The 17,526-nt window shown below is 67.4% G+C and carries 20 protein-coding genes; 12 read left to right on the top strand and 8 right to left on the bottom strand.

Going from position 1 to position 17,526, the window contains the following annotated elements; genetic code table 11:
* Positions 1-28: 28 nt before the first annotated feature.
* Positions 29-655, top strand: coding sequence for a superoxide dismutase family protein (locus RT456_RS02995; RefSeq protein ID WP_313342285.1), 627 nt, complete (start codon positions 29-31; stop codon positions 653-655).
* A 121-nt stretch (positions 656-776) separates the two neighbouring features.
* On the opposite strand, the gene RT456_RS02990 is transcribed toward RT456_RS02995, so the two are convergent.
* Positions 777-1,664 (bottom strand): hypothetical protein, encoded by an 888-nt coding sequence (locus RT456_RS02990; RefSeq protein ID WP_313342282.1) that lies wholly within the window; start codon positions 1,662-1,664, stop codon positions 777-779.
* 92 nt (positions 1,665-1,756) lie between these two features.
* On the opposite strand from RT456_RS02990, the gene RT456_RS02985 reads away from it, so the two are divergent.
* Complete coding sequence (locus tag RT456_RS02985; protein WP_313342279.1) at positions 1,757-3,052, top strand: acetyl-CoA C-acetyltransferase; 1,296 nt, start codon at positions 1,757-1,759, stop codon at positions 3,050-3,052.
* Between the two features lie 127 nt (positions 3,053-3,179).
* On the opposite strand, the gene RT456_RS02980 is transcribed toward RT456_RS02985, so the two are convergent.
* The 3 genes from RT456_RS02980 to RT456_RS02970 form a co-directional block, all read right to left on the bottom strand.
* Positions 3,180-4,493: a heme biosynthesis HemY N-terminal domain-containing protein gene (locus tag RT456_RS02980; protein ID WP_313342276.1), complete on the bottom strand. Its 1,314-nt coding sequence runs from the start codon at positions 4,491-4,493 to the stop codon at positions 3,180-3,182.
* Between the two features lie 3 nt (positions 4,494-4,496).
* Positions 4,497-5,471: a uroporphyrinogen-III C-methyltransferase gene (locus RT456_RS02975; protein ID WP_313342273.1), complete on the bottom strand. Its 975-nt coding sequence runs from the start codon at positions 5,469-5,471 to the stop codon at positions 4,497-4,499.
* A gap of 107 nt (positions 5,472-5,578) precedes the next feature.
* Entirely contained in the window at positions 5,579-6,355 is a 777-nt protein-coding gene (locus RT456_RS02970) for a uroporphyrinogen-III synthase (RefSeq protein ID WP_313342270.1), read from the bottom strand.
* Between the two features lie 43 nt (positions 6,356-6,398).
* Between RT456_RS02970 and RT456_RS02965 the strand changes: the two genes are divergently transcribed.
* From RT456_RS02965 to RT456_RS02945, 5 genes are all read left to right on the top strand, one after another.
* Positions 6,399-6,869: a YiiD C-terminal domain-containing protein gene (locus tag RT456_RS02965; RefSeq protein WP_313342267.1), complete on the top strand. Its 471-nt coding sequence runs from the start codon at positions 6,399-6,401 to the stop codon at positions 6,867-6,869.
* A 30-nt stretch (positions 6,870-6,899) separates the two neighbouring features.
* Positions 6,900-7,334, top strand: a complete 435-nt coding sequence (locus RT456_RS02960; RefSeq protein ID WP_313342265.1) for a hypothetical protein — start codon at positions 6,900-6,902, stop codon at positions 7,332-7,334.
* A gap of 76 nt (positions 7,335-7,410) precedes the next feature.
* Positions 7,411-7,848 carry a rhodanese-like domain-containing protein gene (locus RT456_RS02955; protein ID WP_313342462.1) on the top strand — a complete coding sequence of 146 codons (438 nt, stop codon included), beginning with the start codon at positions 7,411-7,413 and terminating at the stop codon, positions 7,846-7,848.
* A gap of 112 nt (positions 7,849-7,960) precedes the next feature.
* Positions 7,961-8,476, top strand: a complete 516-nt coding sequence (gene secB, locus RT456_RS02950) for a protein-export chaperone SecB (protein WP_313342263.1) — start codon at positions 7,961-7,963, stop codon at positions 8,474-8,476.
* Between the two features lie 20 nt (positions 8,477-8,496).
* Positions 8,497-9,522, top strand: coding sequence for an NAD(P)H-dependent glycerol-3-phosphate dehydrogenase (locus tag RT456_RS02945; protein WP_313342260.1), 1,026 nt, complete (start codon positions 8,497-8,499; stop codon positions 9,520-9,522).
* A gap of 261 nt (positions 9,523-9,783) precedes the next feature.
* On the opposite strand, the gene RT456_RS02940 is transcribed toward RT456_RS02945, so the two are convergent.
* The gene (locus tag RT456_RS02940) at positions 9,784-10,356 is read right to left on the bottom strand and encodes an Ax21 family protein (protein ID WP_313342459.1); all 573 of its coding nucleotides are present in this window, start codon (positions 10,354-10,356) and stop codon (positions 9,784-9,786) included.
* A 303-nt stretch (positions 10,357-10,659) separates the two neighbouring features.
* Here RT456_RS02940 and RT456_RS02935 point away from each other — a divergent pair, with 303 nt between their 5' ends.
* Positions 10,660-11,070, top strand: coding sequence for an XVIPCD domain-containing protein (locus RT456_RS02935; protein ID WP_313342257.1), 411 nt, complete (start codon positions 10,660-10,662; stop codon positions 11,068-11,070).
* Positions 11,071-11,079: 9 nt separating this feature from the next.
* Here the strand turns inward: RT456_RS02935 and RT456_RS02930 are convergent, their stop codons facing one another.
* Positions 11,080-11,661: a TetR family transcriptional regulator gene (locus RT456_RS02930; protein WP_313342254.1), complete on the bottom strand. Its 582-nt coding sequence runs from the start codon at positions 11,659-11,661 to the stop codon at positions 11,080-11,082.
* Between the two features lie 181 nt (positions 11,662-11,842).
* On the opposite strand from RT456_RS02930, the gene RT456_RS02925 reads away from it, so the two are divergent.
* The 4 genes from RT456_RS02925 to RT456_RS02910 all read left to right on the top strand — a co-directional run bounded on the left by RT456_RS02925 (position 11,843) and on the right by RT456_RS02910 (position 15,395).
* A complete protein-coding gene (locus tag RT456_RS02925) occupies positions 11,843-12,940 on the top strand; it encodes an alkene reductase (protein ID WP_313342251.1) in 1,098 nt (365 codons plus the stop codon).
* Between the two features lie 55 nt (positions 12,941-12,995).
* Entirely contained in the window at positions 12,996-13,784 is a 789-nt protein-coding gene (locus tag RT456_RS02920) for an SDR family oxidoreductase (protein ID WP_313342248.1), read from the top strand.
* A 61-nt stretch (positions 13,785-13,845) separates the two neighbouring features.
* Positions 13,846-14,847 (top strand): NADP-dependent oxidoreductase, encoded by a 1,002-nt coding sequence (locus tag RT456_RS02915; protein WP_313342245.1) that lies wholly within the window; start codon positions 13,846-13,848, stop codon positions 14,845-14,847.
* 137 nt (positions 14,848-14,984) lie between these two features.
* On the top strand, positions 14,985-15,395 hold the full coding sequence (locus RT456_RS02910) for a hypothetical protein (RefSeq protein ID WP_313342242.1): 411 nt from the start codon (positions 14,985-14,987) through the stop codon (positions 15,393-15,395).
* A 35-nt stretch (positions 15,396-15,430) separates the two neighbouring features.
* Here RT456_RS02910 and RT456_RS02905 read toward each other — a convergent pair whose 3' ends face one another.
* Both RT456_RS02905 and RT456_RS02900 read right to left on the bottom strand, forming a co-directional pair.
* The gene (locus RT456_RS02905; RefSeq protein ID WP_313342240.1) at positions 15,431-16,816 is read right to left on the bottom strand and encodes an ATP-binding protein; all 1,386 of its coding nucleotides are present in this window, start codon (positions 16,814-16,816) and stop codon (positions 15,431-15,433) included.
* The gene (locus RT456_RS02900) at positions 16,803-17,516 is read right to left on the bottom strand and encodes a response regulator transcription factor (protein WP_313342237.1); all 714 of its coding nucleotides are present in this window, start codon (positions 17,514-17,516) and stop codon (positions 16,803-16,805) included. Before RT456_RS02900 ends, RT456_RS02905 begins: the two co-directional genes overlap by 14 nt.
* Between the last annotated feature and the right edge of the window lie 10 nt (positions 17,517-17,526).

The raw sequence follows: 17,526 nt of genomic DNA, 5'->3' as shown, positions 1-17,526 counted from the left end.
TTCCATCGCACCCTGCAAGGAGATCCACATGCGTCTGATCCATACCGCCCTGTTCGCGGCCATCGCCACCCTCGGCCTGACCGCCTGCAACAAGCCGGCCGACGCGCCTGCCGATGCCGCCACGGCCACCCCGCCCATCGCCGAAACCGCACGCACCACCGAGGCCCCGCCGGCCATGACCAGCGAAGCCCACGCCAACCACAGCGCCACGGCCGAGCTCGCGCCCACCCAGGGCAATGACGTCAAGGGCAACGTGACCTTCAGCGTCGTCGACGGCAAGGTCCACGTGAAGGGCCAGGTCAGCGGCCTGAAGCCCAACAGCGAACACGGCTTCCATATCCATGAGAAGGGCGACTGCAGCGCGCCGAACGGTGACAGCGCCGGCGGCCACTTCAACCCGGCCAAGGAAGACCACGGCAACGTGGCCACCACCCCGCACCACGGTGGCGACATGCCCAACATCAAGGCGGACGCCCAAGGCAACGCCGTGGTCGATGCCGCCGTCTCCACCAACGTCAACCTCGGCGAAGGCAACGATGCCGACATCGTCGGGCGTGGCCTGATCGTTCACGCCGACCCGGACGACTACAAGACCCAGCCGACCGGCAATGCCGGCGCACGCCTGGCCTGCGCCGTGATCAAAGCCGCGCCCTGATCATCGTTCAGCCACGCAGGGCGTGGCGCTACGGTGGGTTCGCAGAATGAAGAACGCCGGCATCGCCGGCGTTTTTCATTCATCGGTAGAGCCACGCCCTGCGTGGCTGCGCGACGGCAGATCAGCGGGTCAACAATTCCCGCGCGTCCTGCCCGGCTTCGCAATGCACGAACAGCACCGGCAAGCCGTGGGCTTCCAGCACCGCGGCCATCTGCCGCTGGCGGATCAGGTACTGGTCGTAGATGCCCTGCAGGCGATCACAGTCGCCGGTGCCGTGGTTGTAGAACGCGCACCAGCCGGCCGGGTCGAACAGTGCCATACGCACTTCGCCGTCAGCGTATCGAAGCAGCGGCTCCGGCGCGGCGTCCAGCCATTGTTCCGTCTGCGGCGCCATCAGCGCCGTCTCGATCAACGGCCACAACGCGGCCAGACCCTGGTTGTCGTACTGCATCGACATCATCGCGGCGAGGTCGTTCACCGTGAAGTAGCGGGCGTGTTCGATCTGCGCGCCGAACGCATTCTGCGCCTGCAGGGCGGTATCGGCCTGGGCCATGCCCTGGGCCAGCAGCACCTCCTCCAGCGCCTCGGCGACGGCGGCGGTGGTGGCCACTTCGGTGCCGGTCAGCAGGAACGGCACTACCCGCAGGCCGCCGCCGGTCAGGCTGGCATCGGCCTGGAAGGGCAGGGGCACCTCGCCGTCCGCACCGGCGCCGAACGCCAGCAGGCGCGGCCCTTCATTGCGGCCCGGCGCACGCATCTGCAGTTCTTCCAGGCGGCGGTGGATCGGCCAGCCCGGGCGCAGCACTTCGGCCGGGTCGAAATGGGCGCCGGCGAACACGAAGTCCAGCCCGCTGACGCCGGGGACGAGTTTTGCCAGGTCGCGGCCAATGCGGTCGGCCAGTTCACCGGCCTGTTCGGACGACAGCGCCGCATGGCGCGGGGCGTCTCCTCCAGCCAGTTCCAATGCCAGTACGCCAAGGGCATTCATGCCGGGGTCGGGTTTGCTCATGGGTTCACGGTTGGCCCATCACAGGGCGGCAGCTACACTTGCCCCCATTATGCCTGCTCCTTCGTGCAGGCCATGTTGCAGACACCCCTCCCATGCCAGGTATCTCCATGCCCAACGCTCGTCCCGTCGCCATCCTCGGTGGCGTCCGCATCCCATTCTGCCGCCAGAACACGGCCTATTCGGACGTCGGCAACCTCGGCATGTCGGTGCGCACGCTCGGCGCGCTGGTCGAACGCTTCGGCCTGCACGGCCAGCAGCTGGGCGAAGTGGCGATGGGGGCGGTGATCAAGCACTCCAGCGACTGGAACCTGGGCCGCGAAGCCACGCTGTCCTCGGGCCTGTCGCCGCTTACCCCGGGCATCACCATGCAGCGCGCCTGCGGCACCTCGCTGGATACGATCATCGCGGTGGCCAACAAGATCGCGCTGGGCCAGATCGAGTCCGGCATCGGCGGCGGTTCGGACACCACCTCCGACGTGCCGATCGTGTACGGCAAGAAGCTGCGTGCGCGCCTGCTGGCGGCCAATCGCGCCAAGACCACCGGCGACAAGATCAAGGCCATCCTCAGCGGTTTCAAACTGGGTGAGCTGAAGCCGGAATTCCCCGGCGTGGCCGAGCCGCGTACCGGCAAGAGCATGGGCGACCATTGCGAGGACATGGCCAAGGAGTGGAACATCTCGCGCGACTCGCAGGACGAGTGGGCGGTGTCGTCGCACAAGAAGCTGGCCGCCGCCTATGAGCGCGGCTTCTTCAATGACCTGATCGCGCCGTTCCGCGGCGTCGAGCGCGACAACATCCTGCGCGCCGACACCTCGCTGGAGAAGCTGGCCACGTTGAAGCCGGCCTTCGACAAGGTGTCCGGTCGCGGCACGCTGACCGCCGCCAATTCCACCCCGCTTACCGACGGCGCCTCGGCGGTGCTGCTGGCCAGCGAGGAATGGGCGCGCGCGCACGGCCACGAGCCGCTGGCCTACCTGCGCGATTCGCAGGTGGCCGCCGTCGATTTCGTGCATGGCGAAGGCCTGCTGATGGCGCCGACCATCGCCGTGCCGGAAATGCTCAAGCGCAACGGCCTGACCCTGCAGGATTTCGACCTCTACGAAATCCACGAGGCGTTCGCCGCGCAGGTGCTGTGCACGCTGCGGGCGTGGGAAAGCGAGGACTACTGCCGCAACCGCCTGGGCCTGGATGCACCGCTGGGCCGCATCGACCCCGCCAAAATCAACCTGGTGGGTTCGTCGCTGGCCACCGGCCATCCGTTCGCCGCCACCGGCGCGCGCGTGATCGCCACGGCGGCCAAGCAGCTGGCCGAACGCGGCGGTGGCCGTGCGCTGGTGTCGATCTGCACTGCCGGCGGCATGGGCGTGGTGGCCATCGTCGAGCGTTGACGGTCGGCATCGCGGATGAAAAAAAGGCCGCCCTTCGGGGCGGCCTTTTTCGTTTCGGGATTGCGACGTCTGATAGGCGGCTTCGGTGGGGTCTGAACGTCGGTTGGATGATCTGGTCGGCGTTGCGTTAGCGAAGCGGGTTGCCGAATTCATCGCGCTCGTCGTCATTGAGATCGCGCACCGGCAGCGGCTCGCTAATCAACGACTGCTCTTCGACCGTGGCACGTTCGGGGACTACGGCCGTCAGCGGGGCTACCGGGCGTGCAAGCACCACGCTGTCTTCGCCGCGCTGGCGGCGCAGGGCATTGGTGTAGCACTGCGCGGCCAGGGCCGGTTCGCCGCGCGCCTGGAATACCTCGCCCAACGCTTCCCATGCTTCCGGACCTGCACCGGCGGCGATGGCGCGGTGCAGGTAATCCTCGGCCTGCACGTGCTCGCCCTGGCGTACCGCAATCCGGCCCAGCGCCAGCAGCAGTGCCGGGCTCGACGGTTGCTGGCCCAGCCAGCGCTGCAGGTTGGCATGGCGGGTGGCCAGCTTTTCCACCGGCATCTGCCCGTACAGCGTCACCAGCGATTCGTCCCAGCGCGTGTCCAGTGCCTGCTCCAGCGCCAGCAGCGCCGGTTCGTCCCAGTCCAGCGCCACGGCACGCAGTGCATAGGCAGATACCACGTCCGGGTCACTGCGCAGCGCCTTCGGCGTGGTCTCCCACTGTGCAGCCAGTGCGTTCACGTCGCCGGCTTCCAGCAGCGACTGCGCGGCCAGGCGGATTTCCAGTTCGGCCACGGCCTCATCCGGCAGCACCTTCTGCTTGCGCAGCGCACCCAGCTGCCCGTAGGCCTCATGGGCACGTTCGGCCCGTGCCAGCGCCTCGGTGCGCAGCCACAGGCCGCGCGGCGGCAGCGGCTGGATGCCGGGCGCGTCCAGCGCATTGATCGCATCCACCGGCCGCTCCTGCTGCAGCAGCCGTTCGGCCTGCACCAGCGCGTGCGAGGTGGCGTCCGCACCGGCGAGACGTTGCAGGTACTGGTCCACCGCCGCCTGGTCGTCACGCGCCTGCGCGCTGCGCACGGCGGTGACATAGGCAACGGCGCTCACTTCCTCGTCTTCGGCGGCGGTGGTCAGCAGTTTTTCCGCGCGCTGCCAGTGGCCATACTCATGCGCCTGCAGGCCTTCGATCAGGCGTGCGCGGCCCTGCTTGCGGCGGTAGCGGCCCCAGGCCCGGAACGGCGACGCGGCCAGGCTCCACAGCAGCCACAGCACCAGCAGGCCCACCAGCGCCATCAGCGCCACCTGGGGCACGGTGGAACGGTAGTCGTTGCCGCCGGCGCGGTAGATCACCTCGCCATACTGGCGCAGCGAATCGGCGCCCAGCCACTGCGCGGCGATCACGCCCAGCGCCACGGCCAGCAACAGCACCACCAAGGATTGAATCGGCTTCATCGGTTAACTCCCATCGCGCATCGCGCGCAGTTGCTGCAGGGTGCTGCCCAGTTCGGGCAGCGGCGGGCGCAGCACGCTGGTGCGCAGTTGGTGCAGTTCAGCACGCCGCTCGCGCAGAGCGGGTGAATCCGGCCACAGGCGCGGCAGCCAGATCGCCACGCGATCGAGCGCCTGCTCGAAACCGGCCTGGTCGCCGCGCTCCACCGCCGCGCGCGCCAGGGTCAGTTCCAACTGCAGTGCGTTCCACGCGGTCAGTCGCTCGGCCTGGGTGAGCGGGCCCTGGGTGCGGGTAGGGGTGATGGTCACGAACGGAGCCAGCACCTGGTGCCACCACGGCGCGGCCGCTTGGCCCGGGGCCGTTTCCACCTGCTCGGGAAGCGCTGCAAGCGCCGTGGAGAAGGCGCCCAGGCGCTGGTTGACGCCCGCGCGTGCTCCGATGCCCAGCGTGTCCACCGCATTGCGCTCCTGCATCAGGGCCTGGCGCAGGTTGAGGAACTCGCCGCCCTGCACGTCGTCCAGCGCCCCGGCCGCCAGCGCGTAGAGGCGCTTGGCCCCTTCCACGTCATCGGCGAACGCCAAGCGCTGCCCGGCCTGGCTGAGCAGCAGCTCGGCCTCCTCCAGCTGCAGGGCCTGCGCACCGTGGCGGGTACTGTCGGCCAGCCGGGATAGGTTCTCTTCGAGCAGTGCGTTGCGCTGGCTCAGCCCCAGCATTTCATCGCGCAGCACCCGGTTGGTCGCGGCGGCGTCCTGGACCCGTTGCGAGGTGGAGCGCTGGTCGCGACGCAGCGACTCCACGCTGCTGGCCAGGCCCTGCACCAGCACGTCGGCGTCGGCCTGTCGCTGGGCGCTTCGCAGCTGTTGGGCCTGCCACTGGTTCCAGCCCCAGCCGGCACCGCCCACGATCACGACCACCGCAGCAAGCGGCACTATCCAGCGCAGCGGTCGGTGGGTCGGCGGGGGCGGGGCAACGTCGTTCATCCAGTCATCCTTGTCGATCGCGCCGGTGCATTCACGAGCTGGCGATCGATCAGGCGCACAGCATCGCCGCCGCCCGCGCGGCCTGCAAGGCCGGAAGCGACCCCTGTTCAGGAAGTTGTAGCGGTGGTGATCGCGGCGTGTGCGGCGTGGACCAGCTGAAGCGGCAACGGCCCCTCGGCCAGGCTTACGTGGAGGAACCCCGCCTCGGCCGCGAGCGCACCCAGACGGGCGCTGGCGGCGACCACGTGGGCTTGGCGCAGACGCGCCTGCAGGTCCGCCGGCAACTGCGCCATCAACAGGTCAAGCGCTTCGGCGCTGCTCAGCGCCAGGACCCACGGTGGCGGCCGGTGGCGCAGCCGCTGCAGCTGGCGGGGCGGCAGGGTGAGGGCGACCCTGCGGTACACATCCACCCGCTGCAACTGCGCACCGCGCGCCTCCAGGGTGGTCGCGATGATGCCGCGGCCACCGGGCGCGGTGACCAGCGCCGCGCGCAGGCCCTGCAGCTGCGCAAGTTCCGGCAGGTCGAGCAGGCCTTCGCTGTCCATCCGGCGGGGTGACAGCACGCCGTCGGCGCCATGGCGGTGCAGTGCCGCTGCCGTGCCCGCGCCCACCGCCAGCCAGCGTCCGGCATGCGGCGCGTCCAGCGGCAGCAGGCGGGCCGCCGCATGCACCGCCGCCGGGCTGCTGAACACCACCCGGTCGGCGCGCAGCGCCTGCGCCAGCGCGGCGCGGGTGGCGTCATCGTCGCGGGCCACCAGCGCCCACGGCGACAGGGCCAGCACCTGCGCGCCCAGCGGCCGCGCCGCACGCCGCAGCGCGGCATGCTGGCCGCGTGGGCGCAGCGATACCAGGGTCCATTCCGGCACATGTGCGGAGCTGTTCATTGCGGGCATTATGCGAGGCCTTCGCCGCAACGTCGCCGTACCGATGTCCGATTCCGATTCCATGCCCGCGCACCTGGCTGCGCTCCAGCAGGTCCTTGAGCGCATGCCGCCGGTGGCCGCCATGCAGATCCGCGTGGATGGCCATGCCGACGGGGTGCTGCACCTGCGCGCGCCGCTGGCCGCCAACGTCAACGACAAGGGCAACGCCTTCGGCGGCAGCCTCGCCTCGGCGCTGACCCTGTCCGGTTGGGCGCTGGTCACCCTGCGCCTGCGCCTGGCGGGGTTCGACGCGGACGTGTACGTGGCCGACAGCCACGTGCGCTACCTGGCCCCGGTCTACGAGGACCTGCACGCCCAGGCCCAGGCCGCCGACGAGGCCGACTGGGCCACCTTCCTGGCCACCTTCGCCCAGCGCGGCAAGGCACGCATCGAAGTGGTGGCCCGCCAGCCCGGCGAGGCCGGCAAGCCGGCGGCTGAACTGACCGGACGTTTCGTCGCCTTCGCAAGACGGTAGGATGGGCGCCTTGCCGATTGGGGAATTCGCATGCGCCGTACGTTCCAGATCCTGCTGCTGACCTTGCTGGCGCTGACCAGCGTTACGGCTGTGGCCGCCGAAAAGATGTCGAAGAAGCAGCGCAAGCAGCTGGAGGAAACCCAGGTCAAGTACGACTCCACCATGCGTTGGGGCACCGTCGAAGACGCGCTGCCGTACCTGGACCCGGAGTACGCCAAGGAGCACCCGCTCACCGACCTGGAACTGCGCCGCTTCGAGCAGGTGAAGATCTCCAGCTACCGCGCCAGCGACAACGTGCCGATGCCCGATGGCCGCGTTGGCCGCAATGCCGAGGTACGCGTGATCAACAACAACACCCAGTCCGAGCGCTCGGTGCGGGTCAAGGAAATCTGGCGCTGGGATGCAGAGGGCAAGCGCTGGCTGCAGGCCAACGGCCTGCCGGACCTCTGGCAGGACCCCAACTGAGCCCCCACCGCCCCGCTGGACGCCGGTTCGCCTGCATGTGCGACAATCGGCGCCCGCTTATCGACCCGTGATCCAAGTGAATTACGAAGAGTTGCTGGCTTTTGCCGGCCGAAACCCGATGTTGTCGATGGCCTTCGTGGGCCTGACCGTAGCCATCATCGTCACCGAAGTGCGGCGCCTGCTGCGCGGCTACAGGTCGCTCAAGCCGGCAGAGCTCACCCAGCTGATGAATGCGGGGGGCGCGGTCGTGGTCGATCTGTCCTCCAGCAGCGACTTCGAAAAGGGCCACATTGCGGGCAGCCGCAACGTGCAGCCGGCCCAGTTCGGTCCGGAGCACAAGCTGGTGGTCAACGCCAAGCAGAGCCCGGTCGTGCTGGTGTGCCGCACCGGCACCGCCTCGGAAACCGCCGCCAAGGCGTTGAAGAAGGCCGGTTTCGAGCACGTCAACGTGCTCGACGGTGGCATTCCGGCCTGGCAGCAGGCCGAGCTGCCGCTGGTCAAGGGCCGCAACTGATTTTGCCCCGATTGCACGGTGCGCCTTGTGCGCGCCGCCACACGCCCCCATCGCAGGGCATGTAACAATCGTTTTTACAGCATTCATTGCATTCATTCTGGAGCAACAGGAAATGTCCGAAGAGAACACCAACGGCGCCATCGCGCCGGCCGACGCCGCCACCGGCCCCGCGTTCACCGTCGAGAAGATCTACGTCAAGGACGTTTCCTTCGAATCGCCGAACGCTCCGGCCGTGTTCAACGAAGCCGTGCAGCCCGAACTGCAGCTCAACCTCAACCAGCGCGTGCAGCGCCTGGGCGAGAGCGCGTTTGAAGTGGTGCTGGCCGTCACCCTGACCTGCAAGGCCGGCGACAAGACCGCCTACGTGGCCGAAGTGCAGCAGGCTGGCGTGTTCGGCCTGGTGGGCCTGGACCCGCAGTCGATCGACGTGCTGCTCGGCACCCAGTGCCCGAACATCCTGTTCCCGTACGTGCGTTCGCTGGTCAGCGAGCTGATCCAGGCCGGTGGCTTCCCGCCGTTCTTCCTGCAGCCGATCAACTTCGAAGGCCTGTACGCCGAAACCCTGCGCCAGCGCCAGGAACAGGGCGAGACCTCGCTCGCTGATTCCGAGCCGGCCGGCAACGCCTGATCGGCGCTGCAGTCGTACGGATGAGCAATAACGCAGACAAGATCGCCGTTCTCGGCGCCGGCTCCTGGGGCACGGCCCTGGCGAGCCTGCTTGCGCGGCACGGTCACCCGACCGTGCTGTGGGGCCGCGATGCGGCGATGGTGGACGCCATCGACCAGCGTCACGAGAACACCCGCTACCTGCCGGGCATTCCGCTGCCGGAGTCGCTGCGCGCCACCACCGACCTTGCCGCCGCCGTCAAGGACGCGCAGTGGATCCTGGTCGTGGTGCCATCGCACGCCTTCGGTGAAACCGTGCGGACGCTGGCACCGCTGCGCCCGGCCAATGCCGGCGTGGCATGGGCGACCAAGGGCTTCGAGCCCGGTTCCGGTCGTTTCCTGCATGAAGTGGCGCGCGAGGTCCTCGGCCCCGACGTGCCGCTGGCGGTGGTGACCGGTCCGTCGTTCGCCAAGGAAGTCACGCTGGGCCTGCCCACCGCGATCACCGTGCATGGTGACGACCCGGAGTTCGCCCAGCAGGTGGCCGAAGCGATGCACGGCCCCGCGTTCCGCGCCTATACCGGCGATGACATGGTGGGTGCCGAACTCGGCGGCGCGATGAAGAACGTGCTGGCCGTGGCCACCGGCGTGGCCGATGGCATGCAGCTGGGCCTCAACGCCCGTGCCGGCCTGATCACCCGCGGCCTCAACGAGATGCTGCGCCTGGCCGCTGCGATCGGGGCCAAGCCGGAAACGCTGATGGGCCTGGCGGGCCTGGGCGACCTGGTGCTGACCTGCACCGGCGACCTCTCGCGCAACCGTCGTCTCGGCCTTGCGCTGGGGCGTGGCCAGAGCCTGCAGGATGCGGTGAGAGAAATCGGCCAGGTGGTGGAATCGGTGCAGACCGCCGACGAAGTCATGCGCCAGGCACGCCGGCACGGCATCGACCTGCCCATCTCCGACCGCGTCCGCGCCGTGCTGCACGGCGAACAGACGCCGGAAGAAGGGCTGCGCGCGCTGCTCGCACGCGAGCAGAAGCCGGAATACCCGGACACGCTGTTCAAGTGACCCACGAAAAACCCCGGCACTGCCGGGGTTTTTTTGGCCGGTGGATCCGGTTGGGTGAACAAGCGACTGGGTAGAGCCGACTGTTAGTCGGCTGCGCTCCGCGTCAGCCTCCAAAACGCAAAAACCCAGCCTGGGCTGAGTCTTTGCGTGGCACACCGACGAGGTGGGAGCCAGATAAGTGAAGCCCGGCCTGAGCCGGGCTTCATGGCGTGAGGGAGAGAGAGATCACGCCATCAAACAACGTACCTTGCAGCTACCGACTTACCAGGTGAAGCGCGGGCCGACGAACCATTCCTTGTCGCCACCCTTGGCCAGCTTCACTTCGCCGCTCAGGCCCCAGTTCGGGGTGAACTTGGCCTGGGCGCCGACACGGCCGTAGAACTCGCCGTCCGGGTTGATGCCGTGCTTCTTGCTGAAATCTTCGTAGCCAGCCAGCGCGTAGCCTTCGAACATCGGGGTGAACGCGGTGCGAACGCCCACTTCGGTCGAGTAGCCGTTGAAGTCCAGGCCGTGCTTCGGATCGAACTTCTGGTACGCGACGCGGGCCACCAGGTCGGTGGTCGGCGCGATGCCGTAGTTGTAGCCGACGCCCACGCGCCACTGGTCAACGTCGGCGTTGCCGCGCTTGGTTTCCTGCGAGTTGTAATCGCCAAAGATGTGGAAGTTCGGCGCCACGGCAACCGAGCCCTTCGCGGCCCAACCGTCAGCGTCGCCACCCTTGGCATCGGTGTTCACGTAGCCGCCTTCAACGTAGTTGTACGACAGGCCATCGGCGGCCGAAGCAGCAAACGGCAGCGCAGCGATCAGGCCCAGGGCAAGCAGGGAAGTCTTCATCATCGGGAACACACCTTTATTATTTTTGGTTTTGCCGACCGTCCCCCTTGGGGAGGGGAGAGAGAAGGACGGTCGACAGGTGTGAATTATCCGTTAGGCGCTCTAATCAACCCTGAATATTGAACTGACCGGTACATGAATGAAGCGCGCGTTCAGGGAACTACTGGACGACCATCCCGCAGCCTCCGGAACACTGCCTCACATGCCGCCTGCGGCGGAGCAAACTTGCCGCGCCTCGCAGCCCCGGCTACGGTCAGCCTGCCCCAGCGACCTGTTCTACCCACGCATCCATGACGGAAGCCCATGAACGAGCAGGGTGCCATTCCCGTATCGGTTGAGACCGACACCCACCGGGGCGAATTCTTCGTCATCACCTCCAGCTTCAAGCCGGGCGACAGAGTGGACATGGCATTGAACGACGCCACCGACGCCCGGGCCGCAGGCACCACGCTGCTGGTGATGCGCTCGGGGCAGGGCGCCTCGCCAGACCCCGCGGCCAACCGGGCGCAGATGCCGACGCAGGAAGCCTTGGCCGCACCACCCGAACAGCAGTATGCGGTTGCCAACCAGAGCCGCGAATCACAGGAACAGCGCCGTGTGCAGGAACTGGCCCAGGCGCAGGAACCGCAGCGCGACACGCAGATGGTGCAGGGACCGAGGATGGCGTGGTGGCGGGTAGCGGCACCGCACACGAATGACCCGCGGTTGGTTTGAGGTGCCGCCTTACGTGTTCGATGCATCCGTCAGGCGCGCGAGTGCGTCTGCCCGACACGCATCGAGGATTTCGTCGGCCAGCGGCGCGTCGTCCGGGCAGGACCTGGACAACACCACGGCGCCCACCGCCATGGCCATCAAGGAAATCCGGCGCGCACGCGCCTCAGCGCTGGTGCTCTCATTCGGCTGGGCAGCGTCCGTGGCGGGGCGGCTCAGCTGCGCATCAATACCGGCTGCAAACGCCGCTTTGACGGAGTCTGGCTGACGCGCGGCGTCCGCGCACAGCGCGGCCATCGTGCAGCCCTGCCCGGGGTTGTCCCGATGCTCCCTCGACAGGTAATAGTCAAGAAAATCCGCCAACGAATGACCTGCTGCGGCATCTGCCGACTGCGCCAGCCCGCAGGTGGAGGATTCAGCAATCAGGTCCGTCTTCGAGGCGAAATGCTTGTAGAAGCCGCCGTGTGTAAACCCCGCGGCCCCCATCAGGTCTGCAACACCCACGCCATCGTATCCCCGCTCCCGGAACAGCGCGGAGGCGGTTTCGACGATGTGCGCCCGGTTGGCCTGCGCTTGTGCCTTGGTGACCTTCATGACCGATGCCTTGCAACGCTGTGCTGCGGAAGTACGCCACCTTATCACACTTAGATTACATGCATCATCAAACCATTGACATTTAAGATTACGATCATCATTATTGCGTCGCAGCAGCGGAAGACCGGGTTTCTGCCCCTCCGCAACAGCCCCCTCCACGATCACGACGCCCCGATACCCCATGACGAACACGACGCTCTTTCAGCCTTACCTGCTGGGGTCGCTGACCCTGGCCAACCGCATCGTGATGGCACCGCTGACGCGCAATCGTGCCGGCGCCGGCCTGGTGCCCGGCCCCCTCGCGGCGACCTACTATGCCCAGCGCGCCTCGGCCGGCCTGATCATCACGGAGGCCACCCAGATCTCGGCCCAGGCCCAGGGCTATCAGGACACGCCGGGGCTTTACACGCAGGACCAGATCGACGGTTGGCGCCAGGTCACTGAGGCTGTGCATGCCCGCGGCGGGCGCATCTTCGTGCAGCTGTGGCACGTGGGCCGCATCTCGCACGTGGATCTTCAGCCGGGCAACGCCGCGCCTGTCTCGGCGTCGGCCATCCGTGCGCAGACCAAGACCTTCGTCAACAACGGCTTTGTCGATGTGTCCGAGCCGCGTGCCCTGGAGATCGACGAGCTGCCCGCCATCGTCGATGATTTCCGCCAGGCAGCCGCCCATGCGATCACGGCCGGATTCGACGGCGTGGAGATTCACGGCGCCAACGGCTACCTGCTCGAACAGTTCATCAAGGACGGCGCCAACCAGCGCACGGACGCCTACGGCGGCTCGATCGAGAACCGCGCGCGGCTGTTGCTGGAGGTCACGGCGGCCGTGGCAGCCGAGATCGGCGCGGAGCGCACTGGCGTGCGCATCTCGCCGGTATCGCCGGCCAACGCAATTGCCACGGTCAGCGACCCGCAGCCGCAGTACGACTACATCGTCGATCAGCTCAGCGCGCTGGGGATCGTCTATCTGCACGTGGTCGAAGGCGCAACCGGTGGCCCGCGTGACGTCGCGCCCTTCGACTTCGACGGGCTGCGCGGGCGTTTCAAGGGGACGTATCTGGCCAACAACGGGTACGACCTGGAACGGGCCAGCACACACCTCGCCGAGGGCAAGGCAGACATCTTCGCCTTCGGTCGCGCCTTCATCAGCAATCCCGATCTGGTCGAACGCCTGAAGACGGGCGCGCCCTTGAATGCATTGAACCCGGACACGTTGTACGGCGGCGGCGCGGAGGGCTACACCGACTACCCCGAGTTGACCGACACGACGCAGAAGTAACCCGTCCAATCGCACCGCGCTGCACAGCCCCCAACTGACATTCAAGAGAGACACCATGAACCATCTCCCCACCGTACTCATCACCGGCGCCTCCAGCGGCATTGGCAGCGTCTACGCGGAACGTTTCGCCCGCCGTGGCCATGACCTCGTGCTGGTCGCGCGTGACAAGGCGCGGCTGGAGACGTTGGCCGCACGTCTGCGGGAGGAGAGCGGGGTAACCGTTGACCTGCTGCCGGCCGACCTCACCCGGCCCGCCGACCTGGCCACTGTCGAAGCGCGCCTGCGCGACGACGCCCGCATCGGCATCCTGATCAACAACGCGGGCATTGCCCAGTCCGGCGGCTTTACCGAGCAATCGGCCGACAGCATCGACCCGTTGGTAACGCTGAACATCCTCGCCCTGACGCGCCTGGCCGCAGCCGTTGCGCCGCGGCTGGCGAGCGCGGGCAATGGTGCGATCGTGAACATCGGCTCGGTGGTTGGGCTGGCGCCGGAGTTCGGCATGTCCGTGTATGGTGCGACCAAAGCCTACGTCCTGTTCCTGTCGCAGGGGCTAAGCCTGGAACTGTCGCCCAAGGGCGTCTACGTGCAGGCCGTGCTGCCCGCAGCCACGCGTACCGAGATCTGGGAGCGTGCCGGCATCGACATCAATACGTTGTCGGAGGTAATGGACGTCGGCGAGCTGGTCGATGCCGCCCTGGTCGGCTTTGACCGTCGCGAGACCGTGACCATACCGCCGCTGCATGTAGCCGAACGCTGGGACACGCTCGACGCCTCGCGTCAGGGTCTACTCTCGGATATCCGCCAAGCGCGCGCTGCAGAACGCTATCGCAGCGCTGATTGACGCCGTGCCCGCCCAGGCCCCCCCTCGTGATGCTCACTATTCAACCAGAGGCACACCGCCCATGAGAGCTTTCCTCATCGATCGTTATGGCAAGAAGGAGAGCGGCCGCATCGGCGACCTCCCGCAGCCCGCGCTGCGAGACGGCGATGTCCTTGTCCGTGTGCATGCTGCCAGCGTCAATGCGCTGGACAACAAGATCAGGACGGGCGAGTTCAAGATGATCCTGCCCTATCGCCTGCCGTTGATCCTTGGCAACGATATGGCGGGGACGGTGGTGAGCGTCGGGTCCGGGGTGAGCCGGTTCAAGCCGGGCGACGAAGTCTATGCACGTCCGGACGATGATCGCATCGGCACGTTCGCCGAGTTCATCGCCGTCAACGCGGGCTCCGTGGCGCTCAAGCCGAACAATCTGGACATGGTGGAGGCCGCCGCACTGCCCCTGGTTTCGCTGACGGCCTGGCAGGCCTTGGTGGAAACAGCGCAGCTGAAGCCGGGGCAGAAGGTCTTCATCCAGGCCGGTTCAGGCGGTGTTGGCACCATTGCCATCCAGCTCGCCAAACATCTGGGCGCGTTCGTTGCCACCACCACCAGCACAGCCAACGTCGCGTGGGTGAAGGCGCTGGGGGCGGATGTTGTCATCGACTACAAGCAGCAGGACTTCGCCGCCGCACTGCGCGATTACGACGTGGTGCTCAACAGCCAGGGCAACGACGAATTGGAGCGCTCGCTGACGATACTCAGGCCAGGTGGCCATCTCATCTCCATCTCCGGGCCGCCCACACCCACGTTTGCCACCGCGCGTGGGCTGCGCTGGCCGCTGAAGCAGGTACTTCGCCTGCTCAGCCGTGGCATCCGGAGCCGCGCAAAGCGGATGGGGGTGACGTACACCTTCCTGTTCATGCGGGCAGAAGGGAAGCAGCTGAGCGACATCACCTCGCTGGTCGAAGCCGGCGCGATCCGCCCGGTCATCGACCGGGTCTTCCCGTTCCAGGACACCCAAAGCGCGCTGGCGTATGTGGAAAGCGGGCGAGCGAAGGGCAAGGTGGTCGTCAAGATGGTGTAGGTTTCAATCAGAGCATCCGCTCCCACCTGGTCTGCTACCGCCGCCCAGCGGGAACGTCGCTCGAGCCTTCCGACCCATGAGGTATCTACGTGAATCAAGGAAGATCGCTACGCCAGCGCGTGGTGCAGGCGCTGCCAATGTTCGCGGTGCTCCTCGTTGCGGGTTGCACGGACATCGTGAAAAGCCGCTACGAGACACTCGCCGATGCACGTGCGGACGAGCTGTTCGGTCGGGGTTGGCTGCCGGATGTACTGCCGCCGTCAGCCGTCGACATCGTGACCGTCAACAATCTGGACATCAATGAATCCCACGGTGAATTCTCGTTCGACCCGGATGAAGCACCCGCACTGTTCCGGCAGCTGCAACGCGGCTTGCCCGGCAAGCTTCGCCCGCATGTGTCTGATGAGGTGAGATCGGCGCAGGCGCGGAAAGGCAGTTCCATTTGGTGGCTGGAACAGAACGACAGCACGTGGGTATTCATGTGCACGGCCGCCAAGGGGCACTGCGAATACAGCATGTGGTCCGACTGGACCCCGCCCGGCGTTTGAGGAACCAACGGCACCGGCCAGTGCCAGCCGTCGCGCTATTCAGTCTGTGCATCAGCCACGTGCGGCGAGCGCTGTTGCGGCACCGTCACCACGAAGCATGCGCCAGCGCTGTCGGTGTCTGGCGCGAGCGCTATCTCCCAGCCGTGCGAGAGGCAGATTTCCAGGCAGATCGCCAACCCCAGTCCAGCCCCATCGCTGTCTCTGGCATTGCCGCGCCAGAAGCGCTTGAACAGATGGGGGCGGTCGGCGTCGGCGACGCCGCTGCCGCCATCACGGACGCTGAAGCCTTCGGCGCGCAGCCCCACGTGGACCACGCTGTCGGCGGGTGAGTGATGCAGCGCGTTCTCAAGCAGGTTTTTGACCAGCACGAAGACTGCCGCTGCATCGGCCTCCACCGGCGGATGTTCGGTGTTCGTGCTTTCCACCACCACGGTGACCGCGCGTTGGGTGGCCAGGCGGTCCAGGTAGTCGACCGCATCAAGTACCACCGCACCGAGCCGCACGGGTGCGAACGCGTAGTTGTGGCCTTCGCTCACTTCGGCCAGATGCAGCAGCTGGTGCACCTGGCGCGCCATCTGCGCGGTGTCGCGCAGCAGCAGCTCGGTGTTGGGCGCCCCGCTGAGTTCGATCTCCGCCTGCAACAATGCCAGCGGCGTCTTCAGTTCATGCGCGGCCGAGGCCAGAAACTCCTGCTGTACCCGGAAACCCTGTTCCAGGCGCGCCAGAGCGGCGTTGAACGCCTCGATCATCGGCACCACCTCCGACGGTAGCCCTTCGCTGCGCAGGCGCGACCCCAGATTGCGCGGCCCGATCCGCGACGCGACGCGCGAGGCCTGGCGCAGCGGTCGCAGCATGCGGTTGACGATGATGGCGATGACCGCCATGAACGTCAGCAGCGCCAGCACCGCAACGGCCGTACCGGCACGCAGGTACAGCCGGGAGGCATGTTCCTTGAGGGTGATCACCAGCCGGTCGCTACGCGCGATGCGCAGGCCGTAGACCTGTCCGGCATGCTCAAGCCGCGCATGGGTGACCTGCAGGTGGATATCGCCCCCCGGGTTGGCAAGGGTCAGGGAGGTGGCATCGGCAGGCAGTGCCTGCAACGCCTCCAGCGCGGGGCTGGCCGGGCTGCTGGCCACGCGACCCCCGCGGCTGTCGGTGAGCAGGAAGGCCGCATCGCGGGGCATCGCGTCGTAGACGTTCCCCACCTCCGGTGGCAAGGAAAGCCGCACGGTGCCGGCCGCATCCACCTGCATGCCGGCGCGGAGTTCGGCCACTTCCTCCATCAGCTCCTCACGCACCATGTCATCGGGGGCCGCATGCCGGACCAGCAGCATGACCGCCGCCGCAGTGAGGGCGCCGGCCAGCAGCGCCAGCAGCGTGGCCAGCATCAAACGCGCGCTGAGACTACGCGGCAGCATCGGTGGGCCGCAGGGCGAAGCCAAGGTTGCGCATGTTGACCACCGACAACCCCGCATCGATGGCGGTCAGTTTTCGCCGCAACCGATGCAGCGCCACGTCCAGCGCATTGGGTGTCACGGCCTCACCCACCCCCCAGGCGGCACGCTCCAGTGCCCCCCGTCGCACTACCTGCCCCGCCGCGCGCACGAGCAGGATGATGATCTGCAGCTCGGCCGGGGCCAGGCTGACCTGTTCGTCGCCGCACTGCATGCAGCTGCTCTCGGCCAACACCTGCAGCCGATGGTGGACCAGCTGTGGGTCGCGCAGCGCTGCCGGGCGGCGCATCAGGGCGCGCACCCGCGCGCCCAGTTCCTCGATGGCGAACGGCTTGGGCAGGTAATCGTCCGCCCCCGCATCCAGTCCTTCGACGCGGTCGTGCAGCGCATCGCGCGCGGTCAGCATCAGGCACGGGATGCGGTTGCCAACCGCGCGCATGCGCCTTACCAGTTCAAGCCCATCGCCATCGGGCAGACCGCGGTCGATCACCGCCAGTGCATAGCCATGCCGGGTCAGCCCGTGCCAGGCGCTTTCCAGCGTGGCGAAGGTATCCACCGCGATGCCCGCCGCACCCAGCCCACGCTCGACCAGGCTGGCCAGTCGCGCATGGTCTTCGACCAGCGCGATCCGGTTGGGCAGGGCAGGGGGCGTTGTCTGGGACATGGCGAAGGCA

The sequence above is a fragment of the Stenotrophomonas sp. genome (genome assembly GCF_032099025.1).
Taxonomy (GTDB): Bacteria; Pseudomonadota; Gammaproteobacteria; order Xanthomonadales; family Xanthomonadaceae; genus Stenotrophomonas.
Note: the sequence above shows the minus strand (reverse complement) of the source record. Positions and strands in the feature narration are given on the sequence as shown.

Coding starts and splice junctions, on each gene's coding strand:
- RT456_RS02905 (WP_313342240.1), bottom strand. CDS start 16,816: ATGCTGCCGCGTAGTCTCAGCGCGCGTTTGATGCTGGCCACGCTGCTG.
- RT456_RS02935 (WP_313342257.1), top strand. CDS start 10,660: ATGAACGAGCAGGGTGCCATTCCCGTATCGGTTGAGACCGACACCCAC.
- RT456_RS02930 (WP_313342254.1), bottom strand. CDS start 11,661: ATGAAGGTCACCAAGGCACAAGCGCAGGCCAACCGGGCGCACATCGTC.
- secB (WP_313342263.1), top strand. CDS start 7,961: ATGTCCGAAGAGAACACCAACGGCGCCATCGCGCCGGCCGACGCCGCC.
- RT456_RS02920 (WP_313342248.1), top strand. CDS start 12,996: ATGAACCATCTCCCCACCGTACTCATCACCGGCGCCTCCAGCGGCATT.
- RT456_RS02945 (WP_313342260.1), top strand. CDS start 8,497: ATGAGCAATAACGCAGACAAGATCGCCGTTCTCGGCGCCGGCTCCTGG.
- RT456_RS02980 (WP_313342276.1), bottom strand. CDS start 4,493: ATGAAGCCGATTCAATCCTTGGTGGTGCTGTTGCTGGCCGTGGCGCTG.
- RT456_RS02960 (WP_313342265.1), top strand. CDS start 6,900: ATGCGCCGTACGTTCCAGATCCTGCTGCTGACCTTGCTGGCGCTGACC.
- RT456_RS02925 (WP_313342251.1), top strand. CDS start 11,843: ATGACGAACACGACGCTCTTTCAGCCTTACCTGCTGGGGTCGCTGACC.
- RT456_RS02915 (WP_313342245.1), top strand. CDS start 13,846: ATGAGAGCTTTCCTCATCGATCGTTATGGCAAGAAGGAGAGCGGCCGC.
- RT456_RS02975 (WP_313342273.1), bottom strand. CDS start 5,471: ATGAACGACGTTGCCCCGCCCCCGCCGACCCACCGACCGCTGCGCTGG.
- RT456_RS02965 (WP_313342267.1), top strand. CDS start 6,399: ATGTCCGATTCCGATTCCATGCCCGCGCACCTGGCTGCGCTCCAGCAG.
- RT456_RS02985 (WP_313342279.1), top strand. CDS start 1,757: ATGCCAGGTATCTCCATGCCCAACGCTCGTCCCGTCGCCATCCTCGGT.
- RT456_RS02940 (WP_313342459.1), bottom strand. CDS start 10,356: ATGAAGACTTCCCTGCTTGCCCTGGGCCTGATCGCTGCGCTGCCGTTT.
- RT456_RS02990 (WP_313342282.1), bottom strand. CDS start 1,664: ATGAGCAAACCCGACCCCGGCATGAATGCCCTTGGCGTACTGGCATTG.
- RT456_RS02910 (WP_313342242.1), top strand. CDS start 14,985: ATGTTCGCGGTGCTCCTCGTTGCGGGTTGCACGGACATCGTGAAAAGC.
- RT456_RS02995 (WP_313342285.1), top strand. CDS start 29: ATGCGTCTGATCCATACCGCCCTGTTCGCGGCCATCGCCACCCTCGGC.
- RT456_RS02900 (WP_313342237.1), bottom strand. CDS start 17,516: ATGTCCCAGACAACGCCCCCTGCCCTGCCCAACCGGATCGCGCTGGTC.
- RT456_RS02970 (WP_313342270.1), bottom strand. CDS start 6,355: ATGAACAGCTCCGCACATGTGCCGGAATGGACCCTGGTATCGCTGCGC.